Raw genomic sequence first — 25830 nt, 5'->3', positions numbered from 1 at the left:
CAGGCAGTTGCGTGAGGTAAACGAATGCCCAAAATATTTAAAAGAACTGAATTTCTTAAACTTCAATCGTTTGAAAATGAACAAAAAAACACGATTCCTGATTCAGGAACCGTGCTGAACAGAAAACCGAAGCCGTTTAGCAAAAATTAGGCGATTCATCTTCCACTTCTAAACAAAGTGAAAGTGGGAGATGAATCGCCAGCCTGCCTTTCGGGTATATTCTCTTCAAAGGAGGTGAAAAATGGTGTTGAAACACAAGGCCTACAAATTCAGAATCTATCCGACAAAAGAGCAGGAAATCCTGATCGCGAAGACAATTGGATGTTCGCGTTTCGTCTTCAACCACTTCCTGGCGAAGTGGAATGAAATGTACAAGACCACTGGAAAAGGACTGTCCTACGGCTCTTGTTCCAAAGAAATTCCTTCGTTGAAGCAAGAGTTCGACTGGTTGAAGGAAGTCGATAGTACATCTGTTCAGATCAGCGTCAAACATCTTGCTGATGCGTTTGACCGCTTCTTCAAGAAGCAGAATAAACGCCCTCGATTCAAGTCCAAGCGCCATCCCGTCCAGTCGTACAAGACCAACATCCAAGGCAAAAACCAGCTTCCTGAAGTCTCGATTGGATGCAACAAGCTCAAACTTCCGAAGCTGAAATGGGTTCGTTTCGCCCATTCGAAACAGGTCAAAGGCCGTATCTTGAACGCCACAATCCGAGGTAACGCATCAGGAAAATACTTCGTTTCCCTGCTCGTCGAGCAGGAGATCAACGAACTGCCGAAGACCGGTTCATCCATCGGCGTCGATGTCGGACTCAAGAACTTTGCCACCCTGTCGGACGGCACGGTCTACAAGAACGACCGTTACTTCCGTTCGCTTGAGAAGAAACTGGTACGCGAACAACGTAAACTTTCCCGCCGTCAACGCATCGCCCTAAACAAAAAAGTCAAGCTTTCCGAGGCGAGGAACTATCAGAAGCAGAAGCGGAAAGTCGCCCGTATCCACGAGAAGATCGCCAACAAGCGTACCGATTTCCTGCACAAGGTATCGACCGAGATCGTCCAAAACCACGACGTCATCGGGATTGAGACCTTGCAGGTGAAGAATATGCAGAAGAACCGCAAGTTGAGCAAGGCCATCTGGGACGTCAGTTGGTCGGAGTTCTTCCGCATGCTCGAATACAAGGCGGACTGGTATGGGAAAACCGTCGTGAAGGCCGGAAAGACCTTCGCATCAAGTCAACTGTGCTCGAGTTGCGGTCATCAACACAAAGATGTGAAACATCTAGGCTTGCGAGAATGGACATGTCCGAATTGCGGGATCCACCACGACCGTGATGTGAACGCAGGACTGAATCTCAAACGAGAAGCCGAGCGTATCTTAGCTTCTTCAACCGTCGGGACGACGGGGCTAGCCTGATCAGGTTTCGACCGTCAGGTCGGATAACTCAGGAATCCTTCACCTCTAAGCGAAGCGTAGGTGGAGGTAGTTCAATCAGCGTCTGTTTTCCATTTGTCGTCGATTAACATTTCGCCCGGCCACGTATAGGCCATGATGCCGCCGTCAGCCGTGATGTCTTCGCCGGTGACGTAAGAGCTGTCATCTGACGCCAGGAACAGGGCAACCGTCGCCATCTCACGCGGTTTACCGAGACGCCCGAGTGGTGTGATCCACGCGTTAGCGTCGCGGAACTGTTTTCCTTGTTCTTCTTCTTTTCCGCCAACAAGCGTATCGATGAGCGGTGTTTCGATCGTTCCCGGTGAAAGCGAGTTGACGCGGATGCCGTCGCGGGCATAATCAATTGCCATCGCGCGTGTGAAGTTGGCGATACCGCCTTTTGCCGCGTTATAGCCTGAACGATTCAAGTCGGCTGCACGTCCCGACATCGATGATGTATTGATGATTGATCCGCCGTTTTTCAGCATCAATGGGATAATGAATTTACTCGTTAAGAACGTCCCGCGTAAATCGACTGCAATGATTTGATCAAACAGTTCGATTGGATATTCATGGACTTTCCCGCCTTGTTGGTCAATCCCGGCATTGTTGAACAGGACATCAACCGTTCTGTATGTAGATTGGAGATGATCTGCGAGTTGCTTTACGCTGTCAACTTGAGAGACATCGACATGAACTGCTTCTGCTTTCCCGCCGGCTTCCTTAATTTTTTCAACCGTTGCTTTTGCTTTTTCAAGATCAACATCCGCGCAGACGACAGTCGCACCCTGTTCGGCAAAGACGAGTGCCGTTGCTTGACCGATTCCTGTGGCTGAGCCGGTAATGACGGCTACTTTGTTTTCAAGTCGTTTCATAAAAAATCTCCTCCTAAAAAAATAATGTCCGTTGTTGTGCTTCACCTTATGAAACATTCCCTGCGTCAATCGGACTAAACCCATCAAACTGTCTAACGTTTTGGAGGAACGGGAACAACTCAAACAGGAAAGCGCAACAGGAAGGGAATGAGAACGCTGACATCCGGACAGTTAAAACGGGCAAAAAAACTCTTAACCGAAGCCGTTCAGCATCAAATCGAGTTAACGAATGGACCGATGAAAGAGGAATTGATAGAAAGAACGACACCTGTCTTATGGTTCGGTGATGCCGCAAAAAAGAGTTGGCTGACAGTGGCGACGAATCCGTCAGCCGGACAGTTTTTAAAAAAGGATGGAACGCTGCGGTTTGACTCGACCGGACCGTTCTTTTTACTGAATCCGGGCATGTCGTTGGAGGCATATCTGACAGACATCCACTTGGAACAAAGCATCCGTAAATTCAATGACTATTTTCAACAAAAGGATGTCTATAAAACATGGTTCGGAAAAGAACAGGGCGGGAAGCTGGAAGGGTTCTTAAACGGACTGGGTGCATCCTTGTATGATGGTTCTCTGCAGTCTGTCATTCACACGGACTTCTTTCCACTTCCGACGAAACGGTATATGGGAAAGATTTCGATGCGGCACGAACTGGAAGAAACCGTTTTTGGACAAACCTTTTTTTTGAAACTGGTGCCATTGTTTTCATTACACGGGATTATCTTGCTTGGACGGGAGCACACGGACCGTTTTCGGAAGCTTGATCCGAGTGTTGTGTGGCAAGAACCCGTTCCACTAACCGATTATCCGGATGCTGTCGTCGAATTTGGTTATTCGGCTGAACTGAATCTGCCGATTATCGGACTTCATTTTAAACCGAGCGAACAGTTCCTCGGTCTCGGCAGCCGCGTCGATGAAAATGGGCGAAGTCATGGGACATACGGCTCGGCGAATGGACTGCGGGAAATCGGAGAGCATGTCCGGAAAAAACTCGCTGAATTCTACCCAGTAGAGGATTGACAGTCGTTTTCATATCCGTAATAATGGAAATGAATTAGCACTCTATTGTATAGAGTGCTAAAAGTAAAAGGGGGTATCGAAAATGGAAACGAAACAATTTAAAGCCGAATCGAAACGATTGCTCGAAATGATGATTCATTCCATCTATACACACAAGGAAATCTTTTTACGTGAGTTGATTTCGAACGCCAGTGACGCCATCGATAAAATTTATTATAAAGCGTTGACGGACGAGACAATCACGTTCGACAAGGAAGCCTACAAAATTACGATTGAACCGAATAAAGAAACACGTCAACTGATTTTGCGCGATACGGGAATCGGGATGACAAAAGAAGAACTTGAAGAAAACCTCGGAACGATCGCGAAAAGCGGATCGCTCGCCTTTAAAGCGGAGAATGAATTAAAGGACGGCCATGACATCATCGGACAGTTCGGTGTTGGTTTCTATTCCGCCTTTATGGTCGCCGATACCGTTACGGTCGTGACGAAACCCTTTGGCAGTGATGTCGCGTACAAGTGGGAGTCACGCGGAGTCGACGGGTATACGATTGAAGAGGTCGAAAAAGAGACGGTCGGAACAGACATCACACTTCATATTAAAGCCAACGAAGAAGAAGAGAACTACGATGAATATTTAGAACCGTACCGCCTCCGGACCATCATCAAGAAATACTCCGACTTCATCCGCTATCCGATTGAGATGGCGGAGACGGAACAGCGTCCGGTCGACGGATCAGACGAAACTGAGTCCGTTACGGTCATGAAGACGGTCAACAGCATGGTGCCGATTTGGCGAAAAAACAAACGGGAGCTGACGGATGACGATTACCGCAACTTCTATCAGGAAAAACGATACGGATTTGACGCACCGATCAAACACATTCATATCAGTGCTGACGGAGCCGTCCGTTATCAGTCCATTTTGTTCATTCCCGAGCAACCGTCGTTTGATTATTATTCAAAAGAGTTCGAAAAAGGACTCGAACTGTATGCGAACGGTGTCTTAATCATGGAAAAATGCAGCGATCTCTTACCGGATCACTTCAGCTTCGTCAAAGGAATGGTCGATTCGGAAGACTTATCGCTCAACATTTCGCGTGAAATGTTGCAACACGACCGTCAGTTGAAGTTGATTGCGAAGAATATTCAAAGCAAGATCAAGACGCAGCTCGAAGCCTTGTTGCGTGACGACCGCGAAAAATATGAGACGTTTTACCAAGCATTCGGCCGTCAATTAAAGTTCGGTATCTATAACGATTACGGGATGCAAAAGGACACGGTGAAAGACCTTGTTCTGTTCCATTCGGCTAAAGAGAAAAAATTAGTGACGCTTGCAGAGTATGTCGCCGCGATGCCGGAAGATCAAAAGTATATCTATTACGCGTCAGGCGAAAGCACGGACCGGTTGGATAAGTTGCCGCAATCAGAGCTCGTGAAAGATAAAGGCTTCGATATTCTGTACTTTACGGAAGAAATCGATGAGTTTGCCATTCAAATGCTTCTTAACTATGAAGGAAAAGAGTTTAAGTCTGTCACGAGCAGCGACCTCGGAATTGAACAGACGGAACAGGCGGAAACGACCGAGACACAAGCCGAGATGTTTAAAGCGATGCAGGAGGTACTGGCAGGACAAGTCAAAGAAGTCAAAGCCTCGACCCGCTTAAAATCACATCCGGTCTGCTTTGCAACGGATGGTGCAGTATCGATCGAGATGGAGAAAATCCTCAAAGCGATGCCGAACAACCAGGACGTCGCCGCCGTCAAAATCCTGGAATTAAATACATCACATGATGTGTTCCGGGCGATTGAATCAGCGTACGTTGAAGACCGTCCGAAATTTGAGCGGTACACGAAGTTGATGTATCAACAAGCATTATTGATGGAGGGACTACCAATCGAAGATCCGGTCGCGTTTGCGAACGAAGTCTGCGCATTAATGGTCTGAAATTAAAAAAAATCGTATAAAGAAAGCCGGACCCGATGAATTCATCAGGTCCGGCTTTTTGGATGGTGTGTTTACTGCATCTTACTCCGAACGTAGCTGCGACGGGACGTCGCCGCGTCGTGACAGGACGTTCAGCATGACGAGGAAAATCACGAAGGCGATCAGGGCACCGATGAAGCCGAATAGGGACGAACCGGTGACACCGAGTACGAGATATCCGACAGCCGACGTCACTGCACCAATCAAGGCATATGGCAACTGGGTCGTGACGTGATCAATATGATGCGAACCGGCACCGGTCGAACTGAGAATCGTCGTATCGGAAATCGGTGAACAATGGTCCCCGAAGACAGATCCGGCAAGAACAGCAGCAAGTGTTGGTAACAACAGACTTGGATCAACCGCCATGATCAAATCGGCTCCGATCGGTAACATGATTCCGAACGTCCCCCAACTCGTTCCGGTCGAGAATGCCATGATACTGGCAATCACGAATAGAAGGAACGGCAGATAAGAAGCGGGAATCGATTTGCTGATGAAACTTGCGAGATAATCCCCGGTCTTCATGTCACCGATGACCGCGATGATCGTCCAGGCAAACAAAAGAATAACGACAGCGGGCCACATCGATTTCATGCCCGCCCAGATACTGATGCGGTAATCACGTGCCGGAATTTTCCGACCGATCATCATCAGGAACGCAACGACTAAACTGATGATGACACCAGAAACAAGTGAGCGCGTCACGTCTGTTGCTTCAAAGGCGCCGATTAACGAAAAAGGCCGATCGTCAGCCGCAAGTGCCTGGGCACCTGTCCAAAGAAGGGCTGTGATGGTCGCAATGACTAACACGACGATTGGAACAACCAAGTCACGGACTTTACCGCCATCGTGTTCCTTGACTTCTTCTGCCATCCCAATTGGTGTCCCTTTGTTGGCGTCAAACAATTCACCTTGTAAGGCCCGCAACTCGTGCGTCCGCATCGGTCCAACGGCAATTCCCGTATAAGCGATGTAGAGTGTCAGTAACAAAGCGAAGATGGCGTAGAAGTTTAACGGCACAATCATCAGGAACGCACTGAACGCCGAGTAATCAGTGATTGAATGGGTCGTCAAGATTCCTGCGATAATCGAGATGATGAAGGCACCCCAGCTCGATAATGGACTGATGACACAGACCGGTGCAGCGGTGGAATCGATGATATACGCCAGTTTGGCGCGCGAGACACCGCGACGATCCGTTAACGGACGACTGACATTTCCGACGGCCAGACTGTTAAAGTAATCATCGATGAAAATCAAAATACCTAATCCGAAAGCGGCAAGCCTTGCACCACGTGCCGTCTTGAAATGTGTCGTCGCCCATTCGCCGAAAGCACGGGCACCGCCGGATGTTTGTATCAGTGTCGACAAGACACCGAGTAACAGTAAGAAAACGAGTAATAAGACATTCCATTCATTTAACGCACCGTCTGCCCAAAACAGACTGAAGATGTTTTTTCCGAGATAAACAACGGTATCCACCGGATTGAAGCTGTGAAGCAGTAAGGCACCAATCAAAATGCCGACACCAAGTGAAATGACGACTTTTCGTGTGACAATTGCTAAAACGATGGCAACGATTGCCGGGACAAGCGCAATGATAGAATCTGAATAGTTGACCATTGTTGTGGTTCCTCCTCCTTTTTTAGAAGATGAGACCCGTTGCACAGAAAAAAGCAAGGGCACCGGCAACAAAGCCGACACCCTTGCTGGATGCGTCTTTCTTAGCCGAATTGGAGCGCTCCATACAACATGCGTATGGCAATCGAACGGGTCTTTCCCGATTCGACCAGCATGGTCACGTCTGACACGTGACGATACTTCGGCGGCATCACCTTTCTTTGATCGTCTTCGTTGTCATCCTCAGACCAAATACTCATCAACACCGCGCCTCTACCTCATCGATAGAATAGTCATATTCTTTTTATAGGAAAATCTTATCCTAATTTCTTTTAAAAAATTAAGGCTGTTTGTTAAGTATCGAAGTAGGAAGTTAACTGCTTCATCAAATAGTCTTTATTTTCTTCAAACTGTCGCTTCCGGTGTCCATTTGCACCAGAAGGATGCGGGAAACCAAATAATACAGTATGTTTTTTAATTCGTCCCTGATGAAGCAATGTCCGGACAGTTGACTCGACGACACGTCCGAACGGGACCAAAATGACAGGGTGGGGTAACTGATTCAATTCCGCTGCGAAGTGCTCATACGCGTAATGTTGCAGCAACGGTGTTCGGTCAATCTTTGGTTGATGTCCCGTATAATTTTTGTCCCGGTAAAAAACAGGATGTCTCAGAATCGAAGTCGTGTGCAACAGATTCTGATTTGCATGAAATAAGGTGGCTGTTGAAGGAATATTCAGCAGACGATTTAATTCGAGTTCATCTAACATTATTGTCAAATTACGCCGCATGGGACCGGCGAAACTGGCACTGTATTTGACGATTTTCGATGCTTCTTCGATTGTTGCACCATGGTGGAAGGCATCAGCCGCTTCTTCATAAGCAATGCGCATTTGTTCAAATCCTGGTGTGATGCCAATGAAGACTATTTTGGCAGAGCGATTGATATATTCTCCGATTGGTGAGTAGTAAACGGATAATTCCTGTTCCTGTTGTAATAGGAAACCGTCTGTGAACAAGTCCTGGCGCGTCAAGGACCGATCAATCGGTAAGGCGCGGATGGCCTGTTCAAAAATCGATAATGAATTCAGCATGATAAGTCCTCTCTCTTTCTGTATTGGACCTATGATAACAAATAATGGTATTACATACAATTTAAACCCATATCAATATAGTGAGGGGTCTCTTAAGAATAAAAAAACCTTGCGACCAAATTGGAGGCAAGGCGGTTCTGACATGAATTATAAAGAAGTTCGTTCTTTGACAGAAGCCACTTCATACGTGATGATTTCACTTCCAAGCATTGGAGATTCTTCTTGTTTGCCGTCTGACGGTGCCGGACGCTTATGTGACTCTTTAAAATCATCACTGTTCCGCCATACTTCAAAATCCTTCATGTCTTCCCAGTACATGTTGACGTTCATTTCATCGTGTTCTTCGAGACCTTGTGTCAGTAAAACTTCGACACGAACAAATCCCTTCATCGAGTCAAGACCACTCGGACGGGTAAAGCGTGGTGCGAGTGCTGCTGCCATTCCTTTTTTGACTTTAATCCGATTCGTAACAACGATCATTGGATAGTCCCCCTTATAGAATGAAATGCTTACATCCATAGTATAGTACGATGAAACCAACAATGCTTGAAAGAAGGAATCAAATATGAATGAAAAAGAGTACGAAGAACGGCTACGCATCGAGACGATTGATATTCAGCATCTTTATAATGCATTCAGCCATTATAACCGGTACGAACCGACGCCTTATGCAGCGCTGGAGGAATTATGTGCCGTCTATCCCTTCGATTATACGGATACGGTCATTGATTTCGGCTGCGGAAAAGGACGGTTGAACTTTTATCTGCATGATCGGTTTGATTGTTCCGTCATCGGTGTTGAGATGAATGGACAATTTTATGAAAATGCCCTTATGAATCAAGCAACTTACATGAAAAAGATGAAGCGACGTCAAGGCAGCATCCGTTTTGAACATACGTATGCGGAAGCTTATCCGATTCCGGATGATGTCACGAAATGTTACTTTTTTAATCCGTTTTCCGTCCAAATTTTCATGAAGGTTGTCGATCAAATCTTAGCATCCGTTGAACGGCGTCCGCGTCCGCTCGATTTGATTTTGTATTACCCGGCAGACGAATACCGGTATTATTTAGAGCATCAGACGATTTTCGAACAGGTGGAAGAAGTCCGTCTGAAAGAACTTTTCCAAAAAAATCACGACGAACGATTCGTGATTTATCGGGTGGATTTGTCCCAAGAAGTACCAAAACGGGTATAAGGTACTAACGGCAATCACCAGAAAAGTGAGGCGATTCGGATGATTCATTTGCAACACGTGACGAAAGAATTTGCGCCGAAACGAGGTTTATTTGATGTCAGTTTTACGGTCGAACCGGGTATGGTGTTCGGCTTTATCGGACCGAACGGAGCCGGGAAATCAACGTCAATCCGGCAATTGATGGGGCTGATTCAAGCAGACTCCGGTCATGCGACCATCGGTGGATATGACTGTTGGAACCAATCACAGGAGGTAAAACGAATTGTCGGTTATTTACCGGGTGAGATTAATTTACCGGGTGATTTTACGGGTGAACAGGTCCTGCATTTGATGCAGCAACTCCATCAAAGCAAACCGGAACGTCAATCGGCGTTGCTGGAACAGTTTCCCTTCGAAACGAAAACGAAAATCCGGAAGATGTCGAAAGGGATGAAACAAAAGTTGGCATTAGTCGGCTGCTTCATGAAGGATGCCCCGGTCTATCTGCTTGACGAACCGACCAGTGGACTTGATCCCTTGATGCAGGAACGTTTTTTAAGCTTGATTGACAACGAACGGCAACGCGGGAAAGCCATTTTGATGAGTTCACATCATTTTCCGGAGATGGAAAAATCGTGTGACCGGGCCGCATTGATTAAAGAAGGACGAATCATCATCGAGTCGGATATCCATGAGCTGGTCCGTTCGAGCCGAAAACAGTACACGATTGAATTTGGTCTCGAAGCACATGCTGAACGGTTTGCACTTCAAATTGGAAGTCAACGCGTTCAAAATCATGTTTCCTTTTTCACAAGCAACGAACGGACGTTGAATCAAATCATCCGTTTTTTAACCGAATATGATGTCCGGGCGATTCAAACTTCGGCAGATGACTTAGAGCATGTCTTCTTACATTATTATAGTGAGCAGGAATCACCATGATGACGATCATTTGGTCTTTACTCAAGCATAACGGGAAGCCGATCACGGCCTATGCAGTCGGGACGAGTCTGTATTTATTGATGCTTGCCGCACTCTATCCGTCGATGATGAAGACGGGGTTGCTGGAAGCGAAGCTCCAGGCACTGCCACCGGAAGTTTTAAAAGCTTTCCAATACGATAAAGTGACCGGTTTTGATAACGTTCTCGACTTACTCGGCGGAAATTATTACGGACTGATTTTTCAAATCATCGCGTCTTTATTTTTATTGTCACTTGCTGCGCGCTTACTGGCACGGCCAATTGATAACGGTGAACTGATTTTATACTTGGCTGCTCCGATTACACGTCATCAATATACGGCGTCGGCGATGATTGTGATGCTTCTCGCCAGTACATGCCTTGTATTATGCAATACGTTCGTTTTATTGCTCGCTGACTGGTTTGTTTCCGGGGTTTCGATTGACGATATGACACTCGTCCGCTTTCAAGTGAATGCACTCTTCCTACTGTATGCCATCGGTGGGTTCACGTTGTGTATCGCCACCTTATTTGATGATGAACGACGCGCCTTTTCGATTGCCGGCAGTGTACTTGTGCTGTCGATTGTGTTGACGATTGGAGCCGGTCTCAGTGAAAAAACGGAATGGATGCGTTACGGCTCGATTTTCAGTCTGTTTAACACCCAGCAATTATTAGAAGGAACCAATCACTTCTTTTGGCATCTCCTGATATTAGCGAGTATCAGTATGTTGTTCCATATCGGTGCCTTTATAAGTTTTCGGAAACGAAGTTTGTCGATTTGACACAACTGGACCGGAATATAAGCCAAAGCGGACGTGGAAATTTACAGAAAGTGAACATTTAGGATTTGAACGTTGCGTAAGCGGCTGATTTTTACTAAGATAAAGGAATGTTATAGTTCTGGAAAAAGAAATGAGGTCTCTCTAATGAATAAACCGTCCATTTATGGATTAACACTTGAGCAGATGACTGAATGGTTGTCGCATCAAGGTCACAAACCGTTCCGAGCAAAACAAGTTTGGGATTGGTTGTATCGTAAACGTGTCACTACTTTCGCAGAAATGACGAATGTCAACAAGGATTGCCTTGAGTTGTTAGATCAGAGTTTTGCGATTAATTCGATGACAGAAGCCGTGAAACAGGAATCGGCAGATGGAACAATCAAGTTCCTCTTCAAATTATATGACGGCAGCTTGATCGAAACGGTCTTGATGCGTCATAAGTACGGTCTGTCTGTCTGTGTCACGACACAAGTCGGCTGTAACATCGGCTGTAGCTTCTGCGCAAGTGGCTTGATTAAGAAGAGCCGTGATCTCTCTGCTGGAGAAATCGTCGAGCAAATCATGAACGTTCAGCATCACCTCGATGCTGTCGGTAAAGAAGAGCGTGTCAGCCACGTCGTCGTCATGGGTATCGGTGAGCCGTTTGATAACTTCGACAACATGGTCGATTTCTTGAACGTCATCAAGGATCACAACGGTCTTGCGATCGGTGCGCGTCACATTACGGTTTCGACAAGTGGACTCGCAGATAAAATCTACAAATTCGCAGATTTAAAACTTCAAGTCAACCTGGCGATTTCATTACATGCGCCAAACAACGAACTCCGGACACAAATCATGAAAATCAACCGTGCGATTCCGCTCGAGAAATTGATGCCTGCCATCGATTACTACGTCAAGACGACGAACCGGAAAATCACGATTGAGTACATCCTTTTACGTGGTGTCAACGACCAGAAAGCCCAAGCAATCGAGCTTGCGAAATTGTTCGAAGACAAACGTCATTTGACGTATGTCAACTTGATTCCGTATAACCCGGTTGATGAGCACGGTCAATATCAACGCAGTACGTCAGAAGATATTTCAACGTTCTACGACACGTTGAAAAAGAACGGTCTCAACTGTGGTGTCCGTCTTGAACACGGTACGGATATCGATGCCGCATGTGGTCAGCTCCGCAGTAAACAAATCAAAAAAGATACAGTCGCAGCAAAATAAGCAAGTGGAGCTTCCTGTCACTCTGACGGGAAGCTCTTTTGACGTTCTGTTGAAAGTAGCGCATAATGAGAGGTCACGTCTGATTCATTCATCGAACCAACACATAAACTATAAAAATAAATGAGGTATTCTTATGTCTAAAAAACCATTCACTGATTTTCAGCTCAGTACACCGATTCTAGAAGCGATCGAACAGCTCGGCTACCATACACCGACCGATGTCCAACAAGCAGTTATTCCGGTCGCTTTGTCGGAAAAAGATATCATCGTCAAATCACGGACCGGCAGCGGGAAGACGGCATCGTTCGGGATTCCCCTTTGCGAACTCGTCGAGTGGGAAGAAAACAAACCACAGGCGTTGATCTTAACACCGACGCGCGAACTGGCCCTGCAAGTCACGGAAGATGTCATGAACATCGGTCGTTATAAACGGATCAAAGCAACAGCCGTTTTCGGCAAACAGCCATTCCGGGGTCAAGTTGCAGAACTCAAGCAAAAAACACACATCGTCGTCGGAACGCCGGGACGTGTGCTCGATCACTTGGAGCGGGGCACGTTGTCGCTTGAAAAAGTGAAATATCTGGTGCTTGACGAGGCAGACGAGATGCTGAACATGGGCTTCCTCGATCAGGTCGATACGATTTTAAAACAATTGCCGAAACAGCGGACGACGATGCTGTTTTCGGCGACGTTCCCACAGGACATCCATCAGTTGAGTGACCGGTACATGCAGTCACCGAAGGAAGTCGAAATCCTGACGAAGGCAACGGAAATCGCAGAAATCGAACACAGTTATATTACGGTAACTGATAAGACAAAGTTTGCGGTCCTCAAAGATGTCACGGTCGTCGAAAATCCGGACCGGTGCATGATTTTCTGCCGGACGAAAGAACACGTTGATTTCGTCGCCCAAGGACTGGCATCGATGGATTATCCGGTCGAAAAAATTCACGGTGGAATGGAACAGGACGAGCGTCTCGCCGTCATGAAAGCATTCCGGGCAGGTGAGTTCCGTTACCTCGTCGCGACAGACGTCGCAGCACGCGGGATCGATATTGAAAACATCACACACGTCATCCAGTACGACATGCCGGTCGAAAAAGAAAGTTATGTGCACCGGACAGGCCGGACGGGACGGGCAGGAGCACTCGGAAAAGCAATCAGTTTAGTGACCGAGTCCGATATGCGCCGTCTGCGTGAAGTCGAACAGTACCGTGGTGAGGCCATTGAAAGACGCCAGGCACCGACTGAAAAGGAACTGATTCGGACAGCGGATGCGTTTGAAGAGAAAATTACGACGGCTGATGTCCGGGCTTCGAAAACGGAACAGCTGAATGCCGATATCATGAAGCTCTATTTTAACGGCGGGAAGAAAAAGAAACTGCGTGCCGTTGATTTCGTCGGAACGATTGCGAAAATCGAAGGCATGACCGCGCAAGACATCGGAATCATCACAATTCAGGATACGGTCACATACGTGGAAATCCTGAATGGAAAAGGTCCGCTCGTCTTGCGGGCGATGAAGACAACAAAAGTCAAAGGCAAACAGTTGAAAGTATACGAAGCGTTCAAAAAATAAATGGCAGCAGCCGTCTAAAGAGATATCACTCTCTTAAGACGGCTGTTTTTGTGTCAGGTGCTGTCCGAGATGAAGCCCGCTCGCAGCGGCTTGCGACAGCGAGTGTGTCACACCGGAGCAATCGCCGATTGCATACAATCCTCGGATATCCGTTTCAAAGACCGGAGACGTCGATAACACCGGGGCATAAAATTTTCCATCCATACCGTACAGTAACGTATCCGGAGAGAGTGGCGTCTCGAGGAGATGTTCAAGTCGTTCCAGAAATTCCAACAAGACCGTGATGTCGGTAGCAGGCACTTCCTCGATCAGGTTTCCGGGTGTCGCTTCGAGGGTTGGTCTGACTTCACTTTCAGCGAGAGCATGTGGCTGTGTAGAGTGACCGGCACGCAAATCATCAAGCCGTTGCACGACAATCCGGTCCGTCCCTTGGTTGATGCGTCCGATGACGGAAGCGGCATAGTGATTCGCTTCTCCGAGTGTCGCAAAATAACGCGGTAAAAACAGCGTGAAGTTCAAGTTGGTCGTTCCGGACTCCTGTTCGCGAAAATTCTGACCGTCCGGCATGACGAGACCCTCCTGATGTTTGCGGATGATCCGTCCTTTCGGATTCATACAGTACGTGACCGCCGTTCCGGCTGCTGACGCATAGGCCAGCTTCGTTTCGAATGTATCCTGTAACAGTGTGCGGAATGCCGTTTCCTCCATCTCAATCCGAATCCCCAGGTCGAGGCGTGTTTTGTTTTGAACGAGTCCAAGCGTCTGCAGTTGTTCCTGCATCCACTCCGTACCGGAACGTCCGGTCGCGAAGACGACACGTTGACTCGAAAATGTCTCGCGTTTAGTCGTAAGCAGAAACCCGTTATGTTGTTTCTCGATCGTTTCGACAAACGTCTCAAAACGAAAGGTAATCTGTTTCTGAAGAACGGCTTCGAGCCGTCTTAAAATACGTTCCGATAATCCGGTCCCGAGATGGCGGACCGTCGTTTCGATCGTTTCAAGACCGGCTGCTTTTGCCCGGGTTGCTAGCACAAAATTTGCCGTCGAATACGATTCGACTTCATCCGCGCCGTAACGACACAAGAGGGCATCGACCTGTTGCATCAGGTGGAGCGTTTTCTCCGGTCCTAGCTTCCCGGCGAGTTCGCCGCCGAATCCGGCAGAATAGTTGTATTTCCCTTCCGATTTTCCGAGTCCGCCAAAACCAAGATAGGTTTCTTGCAGTGTACGTTGGCCAAGCGGTTTTCCGGCATCAATCACTAAGACGGTCTGACCGTGTTCCATCAGTTCATGGGCCAAAAAGATGCCGGCGACGCCGGCACCGATAATCGTCACATCATACATCGTTTGACCAGCTCCTTTTTGTTAGTATACAAAAAAACCGGATTCCTGTTGAGGAATCCGGAACTCGAAAACGATTATTTCCAGTCTGTGATGTCGTTGATCGGTAGACGGACCGATGGGTAACCGGCGTCAACTGCTTTTCCGATTGAAAGGAGCATGACAGGGAGGTAACGGTCTTTATCCATACCGAATGCTTCCGCGATTTGGTCTTTTTCGTAGCCACCAATCGGGTTCGTGTCATAACCGTGTGCACGTGCCACAAGCATCAATTGCATTGAGACGAGACCTGAATCGATCAAGATGCTGTCACGAAGTGTATCTGTATCTTCCGGGCTGTAGAAGCCTTTGATGGCAGGGACTTGGCGGTCACGGACTTCTTGCGGCATCAAGCCTTTTTCAACAGCCATATCATAGATTGTATCGATGCTGTCGACTGCATTCATATCACCAAAGACCGCGATGACAGCAGATGATGTCTCGACTTGGACTTGGTTGAATTTAGCGAGTGGAGCAAGCGTCGCTTTTCCTTCTGCACTGTCGATGACAAGGAAACGCCATGGTTGCATGTTGACAGAAGACGGAGCAAGTGTTGCTTCTTCAAGGATTTGTGTCATTTCTTCTTTTGAAATCTTGACATTTGTGTCGTAGTTGCGGATGGAGCGGCGTCCTTTAACGATTTCCATAAAGTCTGTAGTTGTTTGAGTTGTCATAGTAATAATCTCCCTTTTTGTTTGTTCTCTATTTTTGGTTAGTACGGGTACTGCTTATTTCCAGTCTGCGATGTCGTTGATCGGCAGGCGAACCGACGGGTATCCTGTGTCGACTGCTTTTCCGATTGATAACAGCATAACTGGTACGTAACGGTCTTTTTCCATGCCAAACGCTTCAGCGATTTGATCTTTTTCGTAACCGCCGATTGGGTTCGTGTCGTAACCATGCGCCCGGGCAACGAGCATTAATTGCATCGAGACGAGACCTGAGTCGATCAAGATGCTGTCTTTGAGTGCGCTGGCCGGTACGCTTTCGTACATACCTTGAATCGCCGGTACTTGACGATCGCGGACTTCTTGCGGCATGAGTCCTTGTGCGACTGCTGTATCGTAGATATTTTCAAGTTGATCAATCGCCTTCATGTCACCGAAAACTGCGATGACAGCAGATGATGATTCAACTTGAACCTGGTTGAACTTAGCGAGTGGAGCAAGCGTCGCTTTCCCTTCTGCACTGTCGATGACGAGGAAACGCCATGGCTGCATGTTGACAGAAGACGGAGCGAGTGTCGCTTCTTCAAGGATCTGTGTCATTTCTTCTTTTGAAATCTTGACGTTTGTGTCGTAGTTACGGATCGAGCGGCGTGCTTTAACGATTTCCATGAAATCAGTCGTAGTTTGTGTAGTCATTTGAAAGTCTCCTTTTTAGTTAACGGTTGTTTTAGGTAAGGTGAGGGCATTTGTTTCAATCCGTTGGATCATCTGTGCCAGCTGGTGTTGTTCGTCTGCCGTGAATCCTTCAAGCAGCTGTTCGAGGAATTCATCTTTTTGCTGACGTAACCGGGTAATCCGGGTCGCACCTTCTGGCGTCAGTGAAACGAGAATGACGCGGTTATCTGTTGCAGAACGGACCCGTTCAATCATCCCGTTCGTTTCGAGATGTTTTAAGTGTCGTGTTACCGCTGCATTATCAACGTTAACCCGTTGTTGCAACTCTTTTTGACTAATGGTCGCATCGACCTCGAGTTGGGCTAATAGGTCCATCCGGGTTTGGCTGAAGCCGTCCGTACAGAGGTCAAATTTTTGAGCAATCGTCTTATTGACAGAGACGAGTGCATAAATCAGTCGTCCTTTTTCAGTACAGGAAATACTCAAGTTCATCACATCCTTCCCTTCGTTCGAAAAATCCTTGACGTATCAAAGATTGATATGTAAACGAATATAACGTGTCTACTTTCATGACGCAACTAATATGCTTCATCCACAAAAAAAGATACCATTTCCTGTGAAATGGTATCGAGTCAGACGACTTAACTGATTTTTTGTTGTTTCCGGGGAATCGTTCCGGCATCAATCGCAGCAATCATCCGGCGGAAATGCCCCAACCAAAATTGAAGGAACGGGCCGATCAGGAAAATCGATAAGATCGTTCCGAAGAACACGGGTCCTCCGAGCAGCCAACCGATGCCGCAAGCGGTGATTTCCATGAATGTCCGCATCATCCGGATGGACGTACCGAACCGTTCAGCGAGCGTCAGTGTCAGTCCGTCCCGCGGCCCGGCACCGTACCCGACAGCAACATACAGACCCGCTCCCATCCCGATGATGAAGATGCCGGCAATCAGCCAAAGCGTGTTCTGCCACAGGGAAGAAAATGAGGGCAGGAGACCTGAACCAAGAACGAGATTCATGAACACCCCGACGAAAATCGCGTTGACGAGTGTGCCGACCTGGGGTGTGATCCGGTCGAGCAAGTATTTGACGAACACCAATAACAATCCGACAAGAAGGATGATTGTACCGACGGAAAACGGTGTTTTATTTTGAAGACCAAGGTGAAGAACGTCCCAGGTCGAGACGCCGAGTTGTGCCGTGATCATCATCGATGAACCGACAGCGAGTAAAAAAAGGCCAAATAAAAATAATGCCCATTTCAGGAAAGAACGTAACAGCCAAGACGTGTGAATGGTCTGCTTCATGAATGGAAGACACCTCGTTTCAAAATCAAATTGATTCATTAACTGTACCATGTTTGATGGAGGAAACTAAAGGAAATCCGATATTTTCCATCCTGAGATGGAGGGAATCCGTCCTGCTTATCCGTATACTGATAAAAAAGGAGGTCAGTCGATGCGAAAAATCCGCCATTTGATCCGTTTTACATATCTTGAAGCCATCTGTTGTGTGTTCCCGGTCGCGATTTTCTTGGCGCTTGCGACATCCCGCTATCTGCCGGCGGAGCCGATTGCCCGCTATGATTTGCTTTTAATTTGGTGTCTCCTCGTACAAATCGTTTTACTTGTCACGCGTTATGAAACAAAGGAAGAGTTTAAATTGATTTTAATATTCCATGCGATTGGACTTGGACTTGAGCTGTTTAAAGTCCAGGTCGGCTCCTGGAGTTATCCGGAGGATGCCTTCAGCAAAGTGTTGGGTGTTCCGTTCTATGCCGGCTTCATGTATGCAAGTGTCGCCAGTTACATCTGTCAGGCATTTCGTCGTTTTGATCTCCGCATTACACAGTTTCCCCGGCCGCTGTTTGCTTTAGCGACTGGTCTGCTCGTGTACGCTAACTTTTTTACCCATCATTGGTTGTTTGATTTTCGTTGGATTTTGATGGGGATTGTCGCTCTCATCTTTTATAAGTCCTGGGTCTATTTTCGTCTGGATGAGACTGTCTACCGGATGCCGCTCGTTCTTTCGTTTGGTCTGATTGCCTGGTTCATCTGGCTGGCGGAAAATATCGTGACCTTTTTTAAGGGTTGGGTGTATCCGAATCAGCAGGATGGATGGGAGCTGGTCGACTTCGGGAAATTATCGTCCTGGTTTTTACTTGTCATCATCACGATTTTGATTGTTTCCGTCGAAAAATACCGGCTCGGTGATCCGTCAATCGAAATCAAATCATAACCTTATCAAAAAAATAACCCGGTCTTTTTTTGACCAACCTACACGAAAGTCCCTTGCTATAGTTGAAAAAAAGCAAAGGGGTTGTTGAAGATGATGCAACAAATCGTGGAACGGGCGAAGGCGTTGGTCGCCGGTAAAATGCAAGTAGTCGAAACGGCGGAAGAATGGGATTTACTGCTCGAGGAAATCCGGGGAATCGATGAATGGGTGCAGATGTCGCGTTACTATACACCTTCTGAAAAGTTGGACTTCACGTGGAACGAAACAGAAGAAGACGTCACATTCGAACAATCTGTCATTCCTCCAGCACAGATCAATCCTGTCATCGAACAACGTTACGCCTATACGTTTGTCCGTGAATTAAAAGGTGGTTCTTTACGGGAATGGCCGAACAGTCATATCTCGGAAACAGAAATCCGGCAATGGAATCTCGAACATGGAATGGAAATCCGTGTCCAAGTCGTATATCAGGACGTACGCCGGACGACACTTGAAGTGATGGCTGTTGTCGCGACTGACCGGATGAAGCCACTGTCGGAACGAATCGTTTTTGAAAAATGTATCGTTAAAAATCACGGTATCATTGAATCGACGGTCGAAGGAGCATTAAAGGATGAGACGGGAAAACCTTTTTACTATGCGACACCACTTGAAGACATGCGCTTCTTCCATCTGAAAGAAGGACAGCTCGTCGATTTCGTCATGTGGAAAGGTCGTCCTGAAACACTGACGATTGCCTGGAAATATGCGTTCCAATATCAAGAGCCGACAGTACAACTGTTAGAGACGTCAAACGATCCAACAGCACCAGGGCCTTCGTCAGTTGAACCGACTCACGAATCAGCCGTCAAAAAGTCGGGACGCTATCTGAAGCAAATGAAACGAAAATCGAAAGTAAAACAAGAGCAGAAAACGCGCCGGATTCGTGAAAAGAAATCCCGACCGTTGACACCACTCGTCACGACGTCCGTACCGGGGCAGCCCATCGACTTCCTCGATAAGGAACCACTTGATTTTGCACCATTTGAAAGCATGCGGCTGGTCATCGTCGGCAATGAACAGCAAGCACCGGTCTATCGGACATTTTTCGAAAAAACAGGTATCGAGTTGATCCATCTGTCGGGTGATGCCCAATCAGCGAAGAAGATTGCCAGTCTCGCGAAAAAGACCGATGCCATCGTCGTCATCACGAGCCGTGTATCCCATGCGGCTTCAGCACACGTCATCGCGCAGGCGAAGAAACATGATATTCCGTTTGCGATGGAGCGGCTCGACGGACGACGTTCGTTGTATACGGCATGCCAGCGCCAACTTGAAAAAGCACGCTTAAATCAGTTAAAAACAGGAAAATCCTGAAAAAAAGTGAAACTCCTCTCTTCATGAGCCGTAAATAGAGATAGAACTTATTTTGAGGAGGATCTCCATGATTAAAGAATTAAAATTATCCGCCCGTGAAGCGCTCAGTGGTCGCTGGGTCTTCATGGCACTTATGTTTTTACTGTTTCTCATCATTCAAAGTATTCCAACGATGTTTTCTTCTGATGCGAATGAAGATATTCAAGCGATTGATTTCATCGGTTTTTTACTGAACATTCTCTTGCTTCCACTTGCGATCGGTTGGACATGGCTTGCGATGTCTGTCGCTCGAAAAGAACAGGCAAAAATCGTTGATTTATTTGAGCCATACAAAATTTTCTTAAAGGCAGTCGGTCTTTCGATTGTCCAAAGTATTTTCCTTGGTTTATGGTTCTTACTATTTATCATCCCGGGTATCATCAAGTCATTTTCGTATCTAATGACGTTTTATATTTTACGAGATGAACCTTCAATCGGCATTTTGGATGCGATTACACGTTCGCGCCAAATGATGGACGGACATAAGATGGAAGCGTTCATGCTCGTCCTCTCATTCATTGGTTGGTTCCTGCTCGGCTTGATTACCATCGGAATCGCTTTCCTATGGGTTGGCCCATACTTCAGCGTCACGCTTGCAAAATTCTATGACCGGATCCGCGGCGAAGAAGCACCCATCGAACAATCGACATTTGTTGCCCAATATTAAGACCATGAGGATGAGAGCCCGGCTCTCGTCCTTTTTTAATACTGTTATTAATTCCGATTGGAAAACAAGGTTTAATGGTTGCTTTACTCTGCTAAAAAGTGTACGATAATTCCAATAATTCTTATCAAGAGAAGTCGAGGGACTGGCCCGAAGACACTTCAGCAACCCCGCGAGCAGCGGAAGGTGCTACTTCCTAAAGGAATCTTTTCCTTTACAGATAAGAGCAGACATGATTAATCCGTCGCTCTTTTCGATTTTCGAGAAGAGCGACTTTTTTTTACAAGGGGGATATGACGGATGGAGTATGGATTTTGGTTACCGATTTTTGGCGGATGGTTACGGAATGTCGAGGACGAACAGATGCCGGCGACATTCGATTATGCGAAACAGGTCGCACAAACGGCTGAACAAATCGGGTTTTCAACGACCTTGATTGCGGAATTGAACTTAAATGACATCAAAGGACTTGAAGCACCAAGTCTTGAAGCCTGGACGACGGCAGCGGCGATTGCCGCGACGACGGAACGACTGGAAATCATGACAGCGGTCCGTCCGGGGTTCCATAATCCGGCGACGACCGCGAAGATGGCAGCAAACATCGATCAACTTAGCCACGGGCGCTTTACGTTAAACGTCGTCTCTGCCTGGTGGGAAGAAGAAGCGCGGCAATACAACGGGATCTTCACAGCTCACGACGAACGCTACGCGCGGACGGAAGAGTTTGTCACGATCATGAAAGGATTATGGGCAGATGCTTCGCCGTACAGCTTCGACGGGAACTACTATACGCTCGAGAAGACGCAACTGCATCCGAAGCCGGTTCAACGACCGGGCATCAAGTTGTACGCAGGCGGGGAAAGTGAAGCCGGCAAACAAACCATCGTCAATCATTGTGACGCTTATGTCATGCACGGCGGAACAGTGGAAGAAGTGTCCGTTAAGATTGAGGATATGAAGGCGCGCCGACAAGCGACAGGGCAACCGCCGCTTGAAAGTTTTGGATTGGCTGCTTATATCATCTGCCGCGATACGGAAGAAGAGGCTATTCAAGAATGGCAACGAATTACGGACGTCAAGGAAGACAGTGCCGGATACGCCGGGTACGACGACTTCGTCAGCAAATCACAACTCGAACAGCAGGTAAAACGGAACGATTATTCGGTCTCGAACCGCGGACTCCGTCCTGATTTGATTGGAACACCGGAACAGATTGCGGAACGGATTCTTGCGTTTGAGCAGGTGGGTGTCTCCTTATTATTACTTCAATTTTCACCACAACTGGAAGAAATGGAACGCTTCGCGCGCGACGTCATGCCGCTTGTCGAAGAAAAACGAAAGGTAGGTCAAACCAAATGACAAAAATTCATATCTTACACGAAAACCAGGAATGGACGGACCATTTAATTAAACGACTCGAGGAACTGGAGTTGCCGTATGAACAGTGGCATCTCGATGAAGGACAGGTCCCGCTTGATGAAGTCCCGCCAGAAGGCGTCTTCTACAGCCGGATGAGTGCGTCGTCGCATACGCGCGGGCACCGCTACGCCCCGGAACTGACGGAAGGGGTACTCGCGTGGCTAGAGGAACACGACCGGACTGTCTTTAACGGAACACGTGCCTTGCGTCTTGAAGTGAGTAAAATCAATCAGTATACGGCCCTTCGAAAAGCCGGTATCCGGGTTCCGAAAACGACAGCTGCCGTCGGGCGTGATCAAATCGTCGAAGCGGCGAAAAACATCGGCGTGTCCTCGTTTATCACGAAACACAACCGTGCCGGAAAAGGACTTGGTGTCCAGTTGTTCCATTCGATCGAAGCACTTGAGACATATCTTGATGGACCAACGTTTGATGAACCGGTCGACGGGATCACGCTGATTCAAGAATATATCCAGGCACCGGAACCGTACATCACGCGCTGTGAGTTCGTCGGCGGGAAGTTTGTTTATGCTGTCCAGGTCGACACATCAGAAGGATTTGAACTGTGCCCGGCAGATGCCTGTGTCATTGACGACTTGTTCTGCCCGGTCGGGGAAGATGCCCCACAAACACCGATGAAGTTTAAAGTCGTCGACGGATTTAATGATCCGATCATTCAAAAGTATGAAGCCTTCCTGCAAGCGAACCAGATCGCGGTCGCCGGCATCGAGTTCATCAAGGATGCGGATGGAACAATCTATACGTATGACGTCAATACGAATACGAATTACAATTCAGACGCGGAAGCAGCTGCCGGTAAGTTCGGCATGCTCGAACTGGCGAAGTTCCTCGGTGCGGCCCTTGAACGTCAGACTGTAAAATAATCATCACGGACCGATTAAAATAAGCCAAATACCCTGCATGTGTGTAGTCTGAAGTTAGAACTGCACACATCAGGGTATTTTTCAGTAAAAGGAGGTGTTGGGATGGTAACGTGGCATGAAGAAAAGAGACTGGATGTTCCAATCGAGGAAGCCTGGCATATCTTTGATCACGATCGGTTACAACGCCTGATTCCAGGTGTCGTCCAGCACGATGTGATCGAACGGAAACCGGGTGTCGTCGGTTCGACATACCGGCAAACGTATATGCAGGGGAATCGCCTCGAGACATATATCGTGACGGATCTTGCCTATACAAATCAACCGGATTTCAAACAAAATACGATTGGATTTACGCTTGCCAAAATCTTTAAACTCGAGATGACCTTTACGTTGAAGCGGCTCGACGAAAAAAGTTGTCAGCTGATTTATACCGGGAAAAACGAAGGGGCGAATTTCGTCGGACGAAGCCTGCTGTCGCTTGGCGGCGAACGGGAAACGGAAAAAATCGTGCAAGGGTTACTCCGTCGTGTGGAAGAAGAGGCAAGTCAAATGCGTACATGATCAATAAAGGCATCTACTCGACTGGAGCAGATGCCTTTCGTTTGGTTTTACAAAAAAGAGTATGTCTTATCCTAAAGCTGTTAAAATTTTTGCGACTTGTCGATCGGCGGTCATCTCCGAAAGTAGCATCCATCTCACTCCGGTCAGAACTTGGTCTCCCTCCGGGCGCTCTGGATCATATCCCAAAATCGGTTCGCGTGAATCGATCTGTCTGACTAAAAAGCAGATCTCTTGTCCGTTTGCGTGAGTTTCTGAGTAAAGAGGTTTGATGATGCGGATGGCGAGATTCACTTCCTCTTGCACCTCCCGAATGACCGCTTGTTCGAAGGTTTCATGTTCCTCGAGACCCCCTCCGGGTAATGTCCAGAAACTTCAATCGTTTGTCTCAAGACGAAGCATCAAAATCCGACCGTTCTCAATTAAGGCTGCACAGGAACGATGGCGCAACGTTTTTCCTCCTCTGATGGGCATGATATCTGCAGTCTACAAAAAAGAGACCTCATCCGCTAGGACAGGTCTCTCGTTTCATTACTTAGTTCGTTGCATACAACGTTGATAATTGTTGTTGGACAGAGTCATTGTTGAGGTATTCATCATACGTCGTTTCTTTGTCGACGATACCGTTTGGTGTCAATTCGATGATCCGGTTTGCGATTGTTTCAACAAACTGATGGTCATGCGAGCTGAAGAGCATTGCGCCTTTATAAGCGATCAAGCCATCGTTGAGGGCTGTGATCGATTCGAGATCCAAGTGATTCGTCGGATCGTCCAGGATAAGAACGTTTGAGCCGCTGAGCATCGCTTTGGATAACATACAACGGACTTTTTCTCCCCCTGATAAAACAGACGCTTTTTTCATGACTTCTTCGCCTGAGAAGAGCATGCGACCGAGGAAACCACGAAGGAACGTGTCGCTCTCATCGGCTGGCGAATACTGGCGTAACCAGTCGAGAATCGTTTTGTCCGAGCCTTCGAAGAAAGCAGAGTTATCTTTTGGCAGATACGATTGTGACGTCGTGACGCCCCATTTGAATGTGCCGCTGTCTGCTTCGATTTCACCCATAAGAATTTTAAAGAGTGTCGTGATGGCAATGTCATTTTGGCTGATAAAGACCACTTTATCCGTTTTGTTTAATGAGAAACGAACATTATCCAGTACTTTGACGCCATCGATTGTCTTCGAAATGCCATCAACAATCAACAGATCGTTTCCGATTTCACGTTCCGGTGTGAAGCCGACGAACGGATAACGGCGTGAAGACGGACGGATGTCGTCGAGTGTGATCTTATCAAGCAATTTCTTCCGTGATGTCGCTTGTTTCGCTTTTGAGGCGTTCGAGCTGAAACGGGCGATGAAGGCTTGAAGTTCTTTGATTTTCTCTTCTTTTTTCTTGTTTTGATCGCCTGCCATACGTGAAGCGAGCTGACTTGACTCATACCAGAAATCATAGTTTCCGATATAAAGTTGGATTTTTCCGTAGTCGAGATCGGCCATGTGCGTACAAACGTTGTTGAGGAAGTGACGGTCGTGGGAAATGACGATGACCGTGTTCTCAAATCCGATCAAGAACTCTTCGAGCCATTTAACGGCTTTCAAGTCAAGACCGTTGGTAGGCTCATCGAGCAACAGAATGTCTGGTTTGCCGAATAAGGCTTGAGCAAGCAAGACTTTGACTTTCTCTCCGCCCGTCAGTTCAGCCATTGTTTTCGTATGAAGATTTTCTTTAATCCCAAGACCTTGTAAGAGCATTGCCGCTTCCGACTCTGCTTCCCATCCGTTCATTTCTGCGAACTCACCTTCGAGCTCGGCAGCACGCATGCCGTCTTCGTCCGAGAAGTTTTCTTTCATATAGATAGCATCTTTTTCTTTCATGACTTCATAAAGGCGCTTATGACCCATCATGACCGTTTCGATGACTTGGAACTCTTCATATTCATAGTGGTTCTGGCGAAGGACACCAAGGCGTTCGCCAGGCGTGATGATGACGTCTCCTTGTTGTGCTTCGATATCACCTGCAAGAATTTTAAGGAATGTTGATTTACCGGCACCGTTTGCACCGATGAGACCGTAGCAGTTGCCCGGTGTGAACTTGATGTTGACGTCTTCGAATAATTTACGGTCCGCAAAGCGGAGACCGACGTTTTGTACTGTAATCATATAGAGATGAACCCTCGTTTCTAGTGTGTGAT

The 25830-nt window shown here is 47.2% G+C and carries 24 protein-coding genes, 1 pseudogene and 2 riboswitches; of the genes and pseudogenes, 14 read left to right on the top strand and 11 right to left on the bottom strand.

The annotated features are described in order from the left end of the window. The first annotated feature begins 244 nt into the window (after positions 1-244). Positions 245-1417 (top strand): IS200/IS605 family element RNA-guided endonuclease TnpB, encoded by a 1173-nt coding sequence (gene tnpB, locus ACP26N_RS15720; RefSeq protein ID WP_426355423.1) that lies wholly within the window; start codon positions 245-247, stop codon positions 1415-1417. A 71-nt stretch (positions 1418-1488) separates the two neighbouring features. On the opposite strand, the gene ACP26N_RS15715 is transcribed toward tnpB, so the two are convergent. Further along, a complete protein-coding gene (locus ACP26N_RS15715) occupies positions 1489-2310 on the bottom strand; it encodes an SDR family oxidoreductase (protein WP_426354333.1) in 822 nt (273 codons plus the stop codon). Positions 2311-2457: 147 nt separating this feature from the next. Here ACP26N_RS15715 and ACP26N_RS15710 point away from each other — a divergent pair, with 147 nt between their 5' ends. Continuing rightward, complete coding sequence (locus ACP26N_RS15710; protein WP_426354331.1) at positions 2458-3330, top strand: hypothetical protein; 873 nt, start codon at positions 2458-2460, stop codon at positions 3328-3330. 82 nt (positions 3331-3412) lie between these two features. After that, positions 3413-5278: a molecular chaperone HtpG gene (htpG, locus tag ACP26N_RS15705; protein WP_188004926.1), complete on the top strand. Its 1866-nt coding sequence runs from the start codon at positions 3413-3415 to the stop codon at positions 5276-5278. An 81-nt stretch (positions 5279-5359) separates the two neighbouring features. Here htpG and ACP26N_RS15700 read toward each other — a convergent pair whose 3' ends face one another. The 3 genes from ACP26N_RS15700 to ACP26N_RS15690 all read right to left on the bottom strand — a co-directional run bounded on the left by ACP26N_RS15700 (position 5360) and on the right by ACP26N_RS15690 (position 8514). After that, entirely contained in the window at positions 5360-6943 is a 1584-nt protein-coding gene (locus tag ACP26N_RS15700) for a Na+/H+ antiporter NhaC family protein (protein ID WP_426354329.1), read from the bottom strand. A gap of 105 nt (positions 6944-7048) precedes the next feature. Next, positions 7049-7224: riboswitch (Lysine riboswitch) on the bottom strand. 69 nt (positions 7225-7293) lie between these two features. Further along, the gene (locus ACP26N_RS15695; protein WP_214855216.1) at positions 7294-8034 is read right to left on the bottom strand and encodes a hypothetical protein; all 741 of its coding nucleotides are present in this window, start codon (positions 8032-8034) and stop codon (positions 7294-7296) included. A 147-nt stretch (positions 8035-8181) separates the two neighbouring features. Then, the gene (locus ACP26N_RS15690) at positions 8182-8514 is read right to left on the bottom strand and encodes a heme oxygenase (protein WP_188004920.1); all 333 of its coding nucleotides are present in this window, start codon (positions 8512-8514) and stop codon (positions 8182-8184) included. 85 nt (positions 8515-8599) lie between these two features. Between ACP26N_RS15690 and ACP26N_RS15685 the strand changes: the two genes are divergently transcribed. The 5 genes from ACP26N_RS15685 to ACP26N_RS15665 all read left to right on the top strand — a co-directional run bounded on the left by ACP26N_RS15685 (position 8600) and on the right by ACP26N_RS15665 (position 13753). After that, positions 8600-9232, top strand: a complete 633-nt coding sequence (locus ACP26N_RS15685) for a methyltransferase (RefSeq protein ID WP_426354327.1) — start codon at positions 8600-8602, stop codon at positions 9230-9232. Between the two features lie 39 nt (positions 9233-9271). Beyond that, a complete protein-coding gene (locus ACP26N_RS15680; protein WP_426354325.1) occupies positions 9272-10153 on the top strand; it encodes an ABC transporter ATP-binding protein in 882 nt (293 codons plus the stop codon). Then, positions 10150-10956: an ABC transporter permease subunit gene (locus ACP26N_RS15675; protein ID WP_426354324.1), complete on the top strand. Its 807-nt coding sequence runs from the start codon at positions 10150-10152 to the stop codon at positions 10954-10956. The genes ACP26N_RS15680 and ACP26N_RS15675 overlap by 4 nt, the downstream gene beginning before the upstream one ends. A gap of 144 nt (positions 10957-11100) precedes the next feature. Further along, positions 11101-12174, top strand: coding sequence for a 23S rRNA (adenine(2503)-C(2))-methyltransferase RlmN (rlmN, locus tag ACP26N_RS15670; protein WP_131503575.1), 1074 nt, complete (start codon positions 11101-11103; stop codon positions 12172-12174). A 133-nt stretch (positions 12175-12307) separates the two neighbouring features. Further along, positions 12308-13753 (top strand): DEAD/DEAH box helicase, encoded by a 1446-nt coding sequence (locus tag ACP26N_RS15665; RefSeq protein WP_114596721.1) that lies wholly within the window; start codon positions 12308-12310, stop codon positions 13751-13753. Positions 13754-13786: 33 nt separating this feature from the next. Here the strand turns inward: ACP26N_RS15665 and ACP26N_RS15660 are convergent, their stop codons facing one another. From ACP26N_RS15660 to ACP26N_RS15640, 5 genes are all read right to left on the bottom strand, one after another. Then, positions 13787-15097, bottom strand: a complete 1311-nt coding sequence (locus ACP26N_RS15660) for an NAD(P)/FAD-dependent oxidoreductase (RefSeq protein ID WP_426354322.1) — start codon at positions 15095-15097, stop codon at positions 13787-13789. Between the two features lie 74 nt (positions 15098-15171). Continuing rightward, positions 15172-15807 carry a nitroreductase family protein gene (locus tag ACP26N_RS15655; RefSeq protein ID WP_026827093.1) on the bottom strand — a complete coding sequence of 212 codons (636 nt, stop codon included), beginning with the start codon at positions 15805-15807 and terminating at the stop codon, positions 15172-15174. A gap of 54 nt (positions 15808-15861) precedes the next feature. Beyond that, positions 15862-16497, bottom strand: a complete 636-nt coding sequence (locus tag ACP26N_RS15650; protein ID WP_426354320.1) for a nitroreductase family protein — start codon at positions 16495-16497, stop codon at positions 15862-15864. Positions 16498-16512: 15 nt separating this feature from the next. Beyond that, the gene (locus tag ACP26N_RS15645; RefSeq protein ID WP_131503570.1) at positions 16513-16968 is read right to left on the bottom strand and encodes a MarR family winged helix-turn-helix transcriptional regulator; all 456 of its coding nucleotides are present in this window, start codon (positions 16966-16968) and stop codon (positions 16513-16515) included. Positions 16969-17117: 149 nt separating this feature from the next. Further along, a complete protein-coding gene (locus tag ACP26N_RS15640) occupies positions 17118-17786 on the bottom strand; it encodes a YczE/YyaS/YitT family protein (protein WP_426354319.1) in 669 nt (222 codons plus the stop codon). Between the two features lie 151 nt (positions 17787-17937). Here ACP26N_RS15640 and ACP26N_RS15635 point away from each other — a divergent pair, with 151 nt between their 5' ends. The 6 genes from ACP26N_RS15635 to ACP26N_RS15610 all read left to right on the top strand — a co-directional run bounded on the left by ACP26N_RS15635 (position 17938) and on the right by ACP26N_RS15610 (position 23640). Continuing rightward, the gene (locus ACP26N_RS15635; RefSeq protein WP_426354317.1) at positions 17938-18717 is read left to right on the top strand and encodes a DUF817 domain-containing protein; all 780 of its coding nucleotides are present in this window, start codon (positions 17938-17940) and stop codon (positions 18715-18717) included. 90 nt (positions 18718-18807) lie between these two features. Beyond that, positions 18808-20073 (top strand): DUF2325 domain-containing protein, encoded by a 1266-nt coding sequence (locus ACP26N_RS15630; RefSeq protein ID WP_426354316.1) that lies wholly within the window; start codon positions 18808-18810, stop codon positions 20071-20073. Between the two features lie 67 nt (positions 20074-20140). After that, complete coding sequence (locus tag ACP26N_RS15625) at positions 20141-20779, top strand: DUF975 family protein (protein WP_131973534.1); 639 nt, start codon at positions 20141-20143, stop codon at positions 20777-20779. A gap of 118 nt (positions 20780-20897) precedes the next feature. Beyond that, a riboswitch (SAM riboswitch) is annotated at positions 20898-21003 on the top strand. Positions 21004-21076: 73 nt separating this feature from the next. Continuing rightward, positions 21077-22135, top strand: a complete 1059-nt coding sequence (locus ACP26N_RS15620) for an LLM class flavin-dependent oxidoreductase (RefSeq protein ID WP_188004912.1) — start codon at positions 21077-21079, stop codon at positions 22133-22135. After that, positions 22132-23079, top strand: coding sequence for an ATP-grasp domain-containing protein (locus ACP26N_RS15615; protein WP_188004911.1), 948 nt, complete (start codon positions 22132-22134; stop codon positions 23077-23079). The genes ACP26N_RS15620 and ACP26N_RS15615 overlap by 4 nt, the downstream gene beginning before the upstream one ends. A gap of 102 nt (positions 23080-23181) precedes the next feature. Then, positions 23182-23640: a hypothetical protein gene (locus ACP26N_RS15610; RefSeq protein ID WP_214855238.1), complete on the top strand. Its 459-nt coding sequence runs from the start codon at positions 23182-23184 to the stop codon at positions 23638-23640. A 66-nt stretch (positions 23641-23706) separates the two neighbouring features. Here the strand turns inward: ACP26N_RS15610 and ACP26N_RS15605 are convergent. Together ACP26N_RS15605 and ACP26N_RS15600 are read right to left on the bottom strand one after the other, a co-directional pair. Then, positions 23707-23994: pseudogene (locus tag ACP26N_RS15605) on the bottom strand (NUDIX hydrolase); the annotation flags it as partial. Between the two features lie 178 nt (positions 23995-24172). Continuing rightward, positions 24173-25798, bottom strand: a complete 1626-nt coding sequence (locus ACP26N_RS15600; RefSeq protein ID WP_131973530.1) for an ATP-binding cassette domain-containing protein — start codon at positions 25796-25798, stop codon at positions 24173-24175. Positions 25799-25830: the final 32 nt, after the last annotated feature.

Source organism: Exiguobacterium sp. R-39 (assembly GCF_049942815.1).
GTDB lineage: Bacteria > Bacillota > Bacilli > Exiguobacteriales > Exiguobacteriaceae > Exiguobacterium_A.
This window is presented reverse-complemented; position numbering and strand designations above follow the sequence as displayed.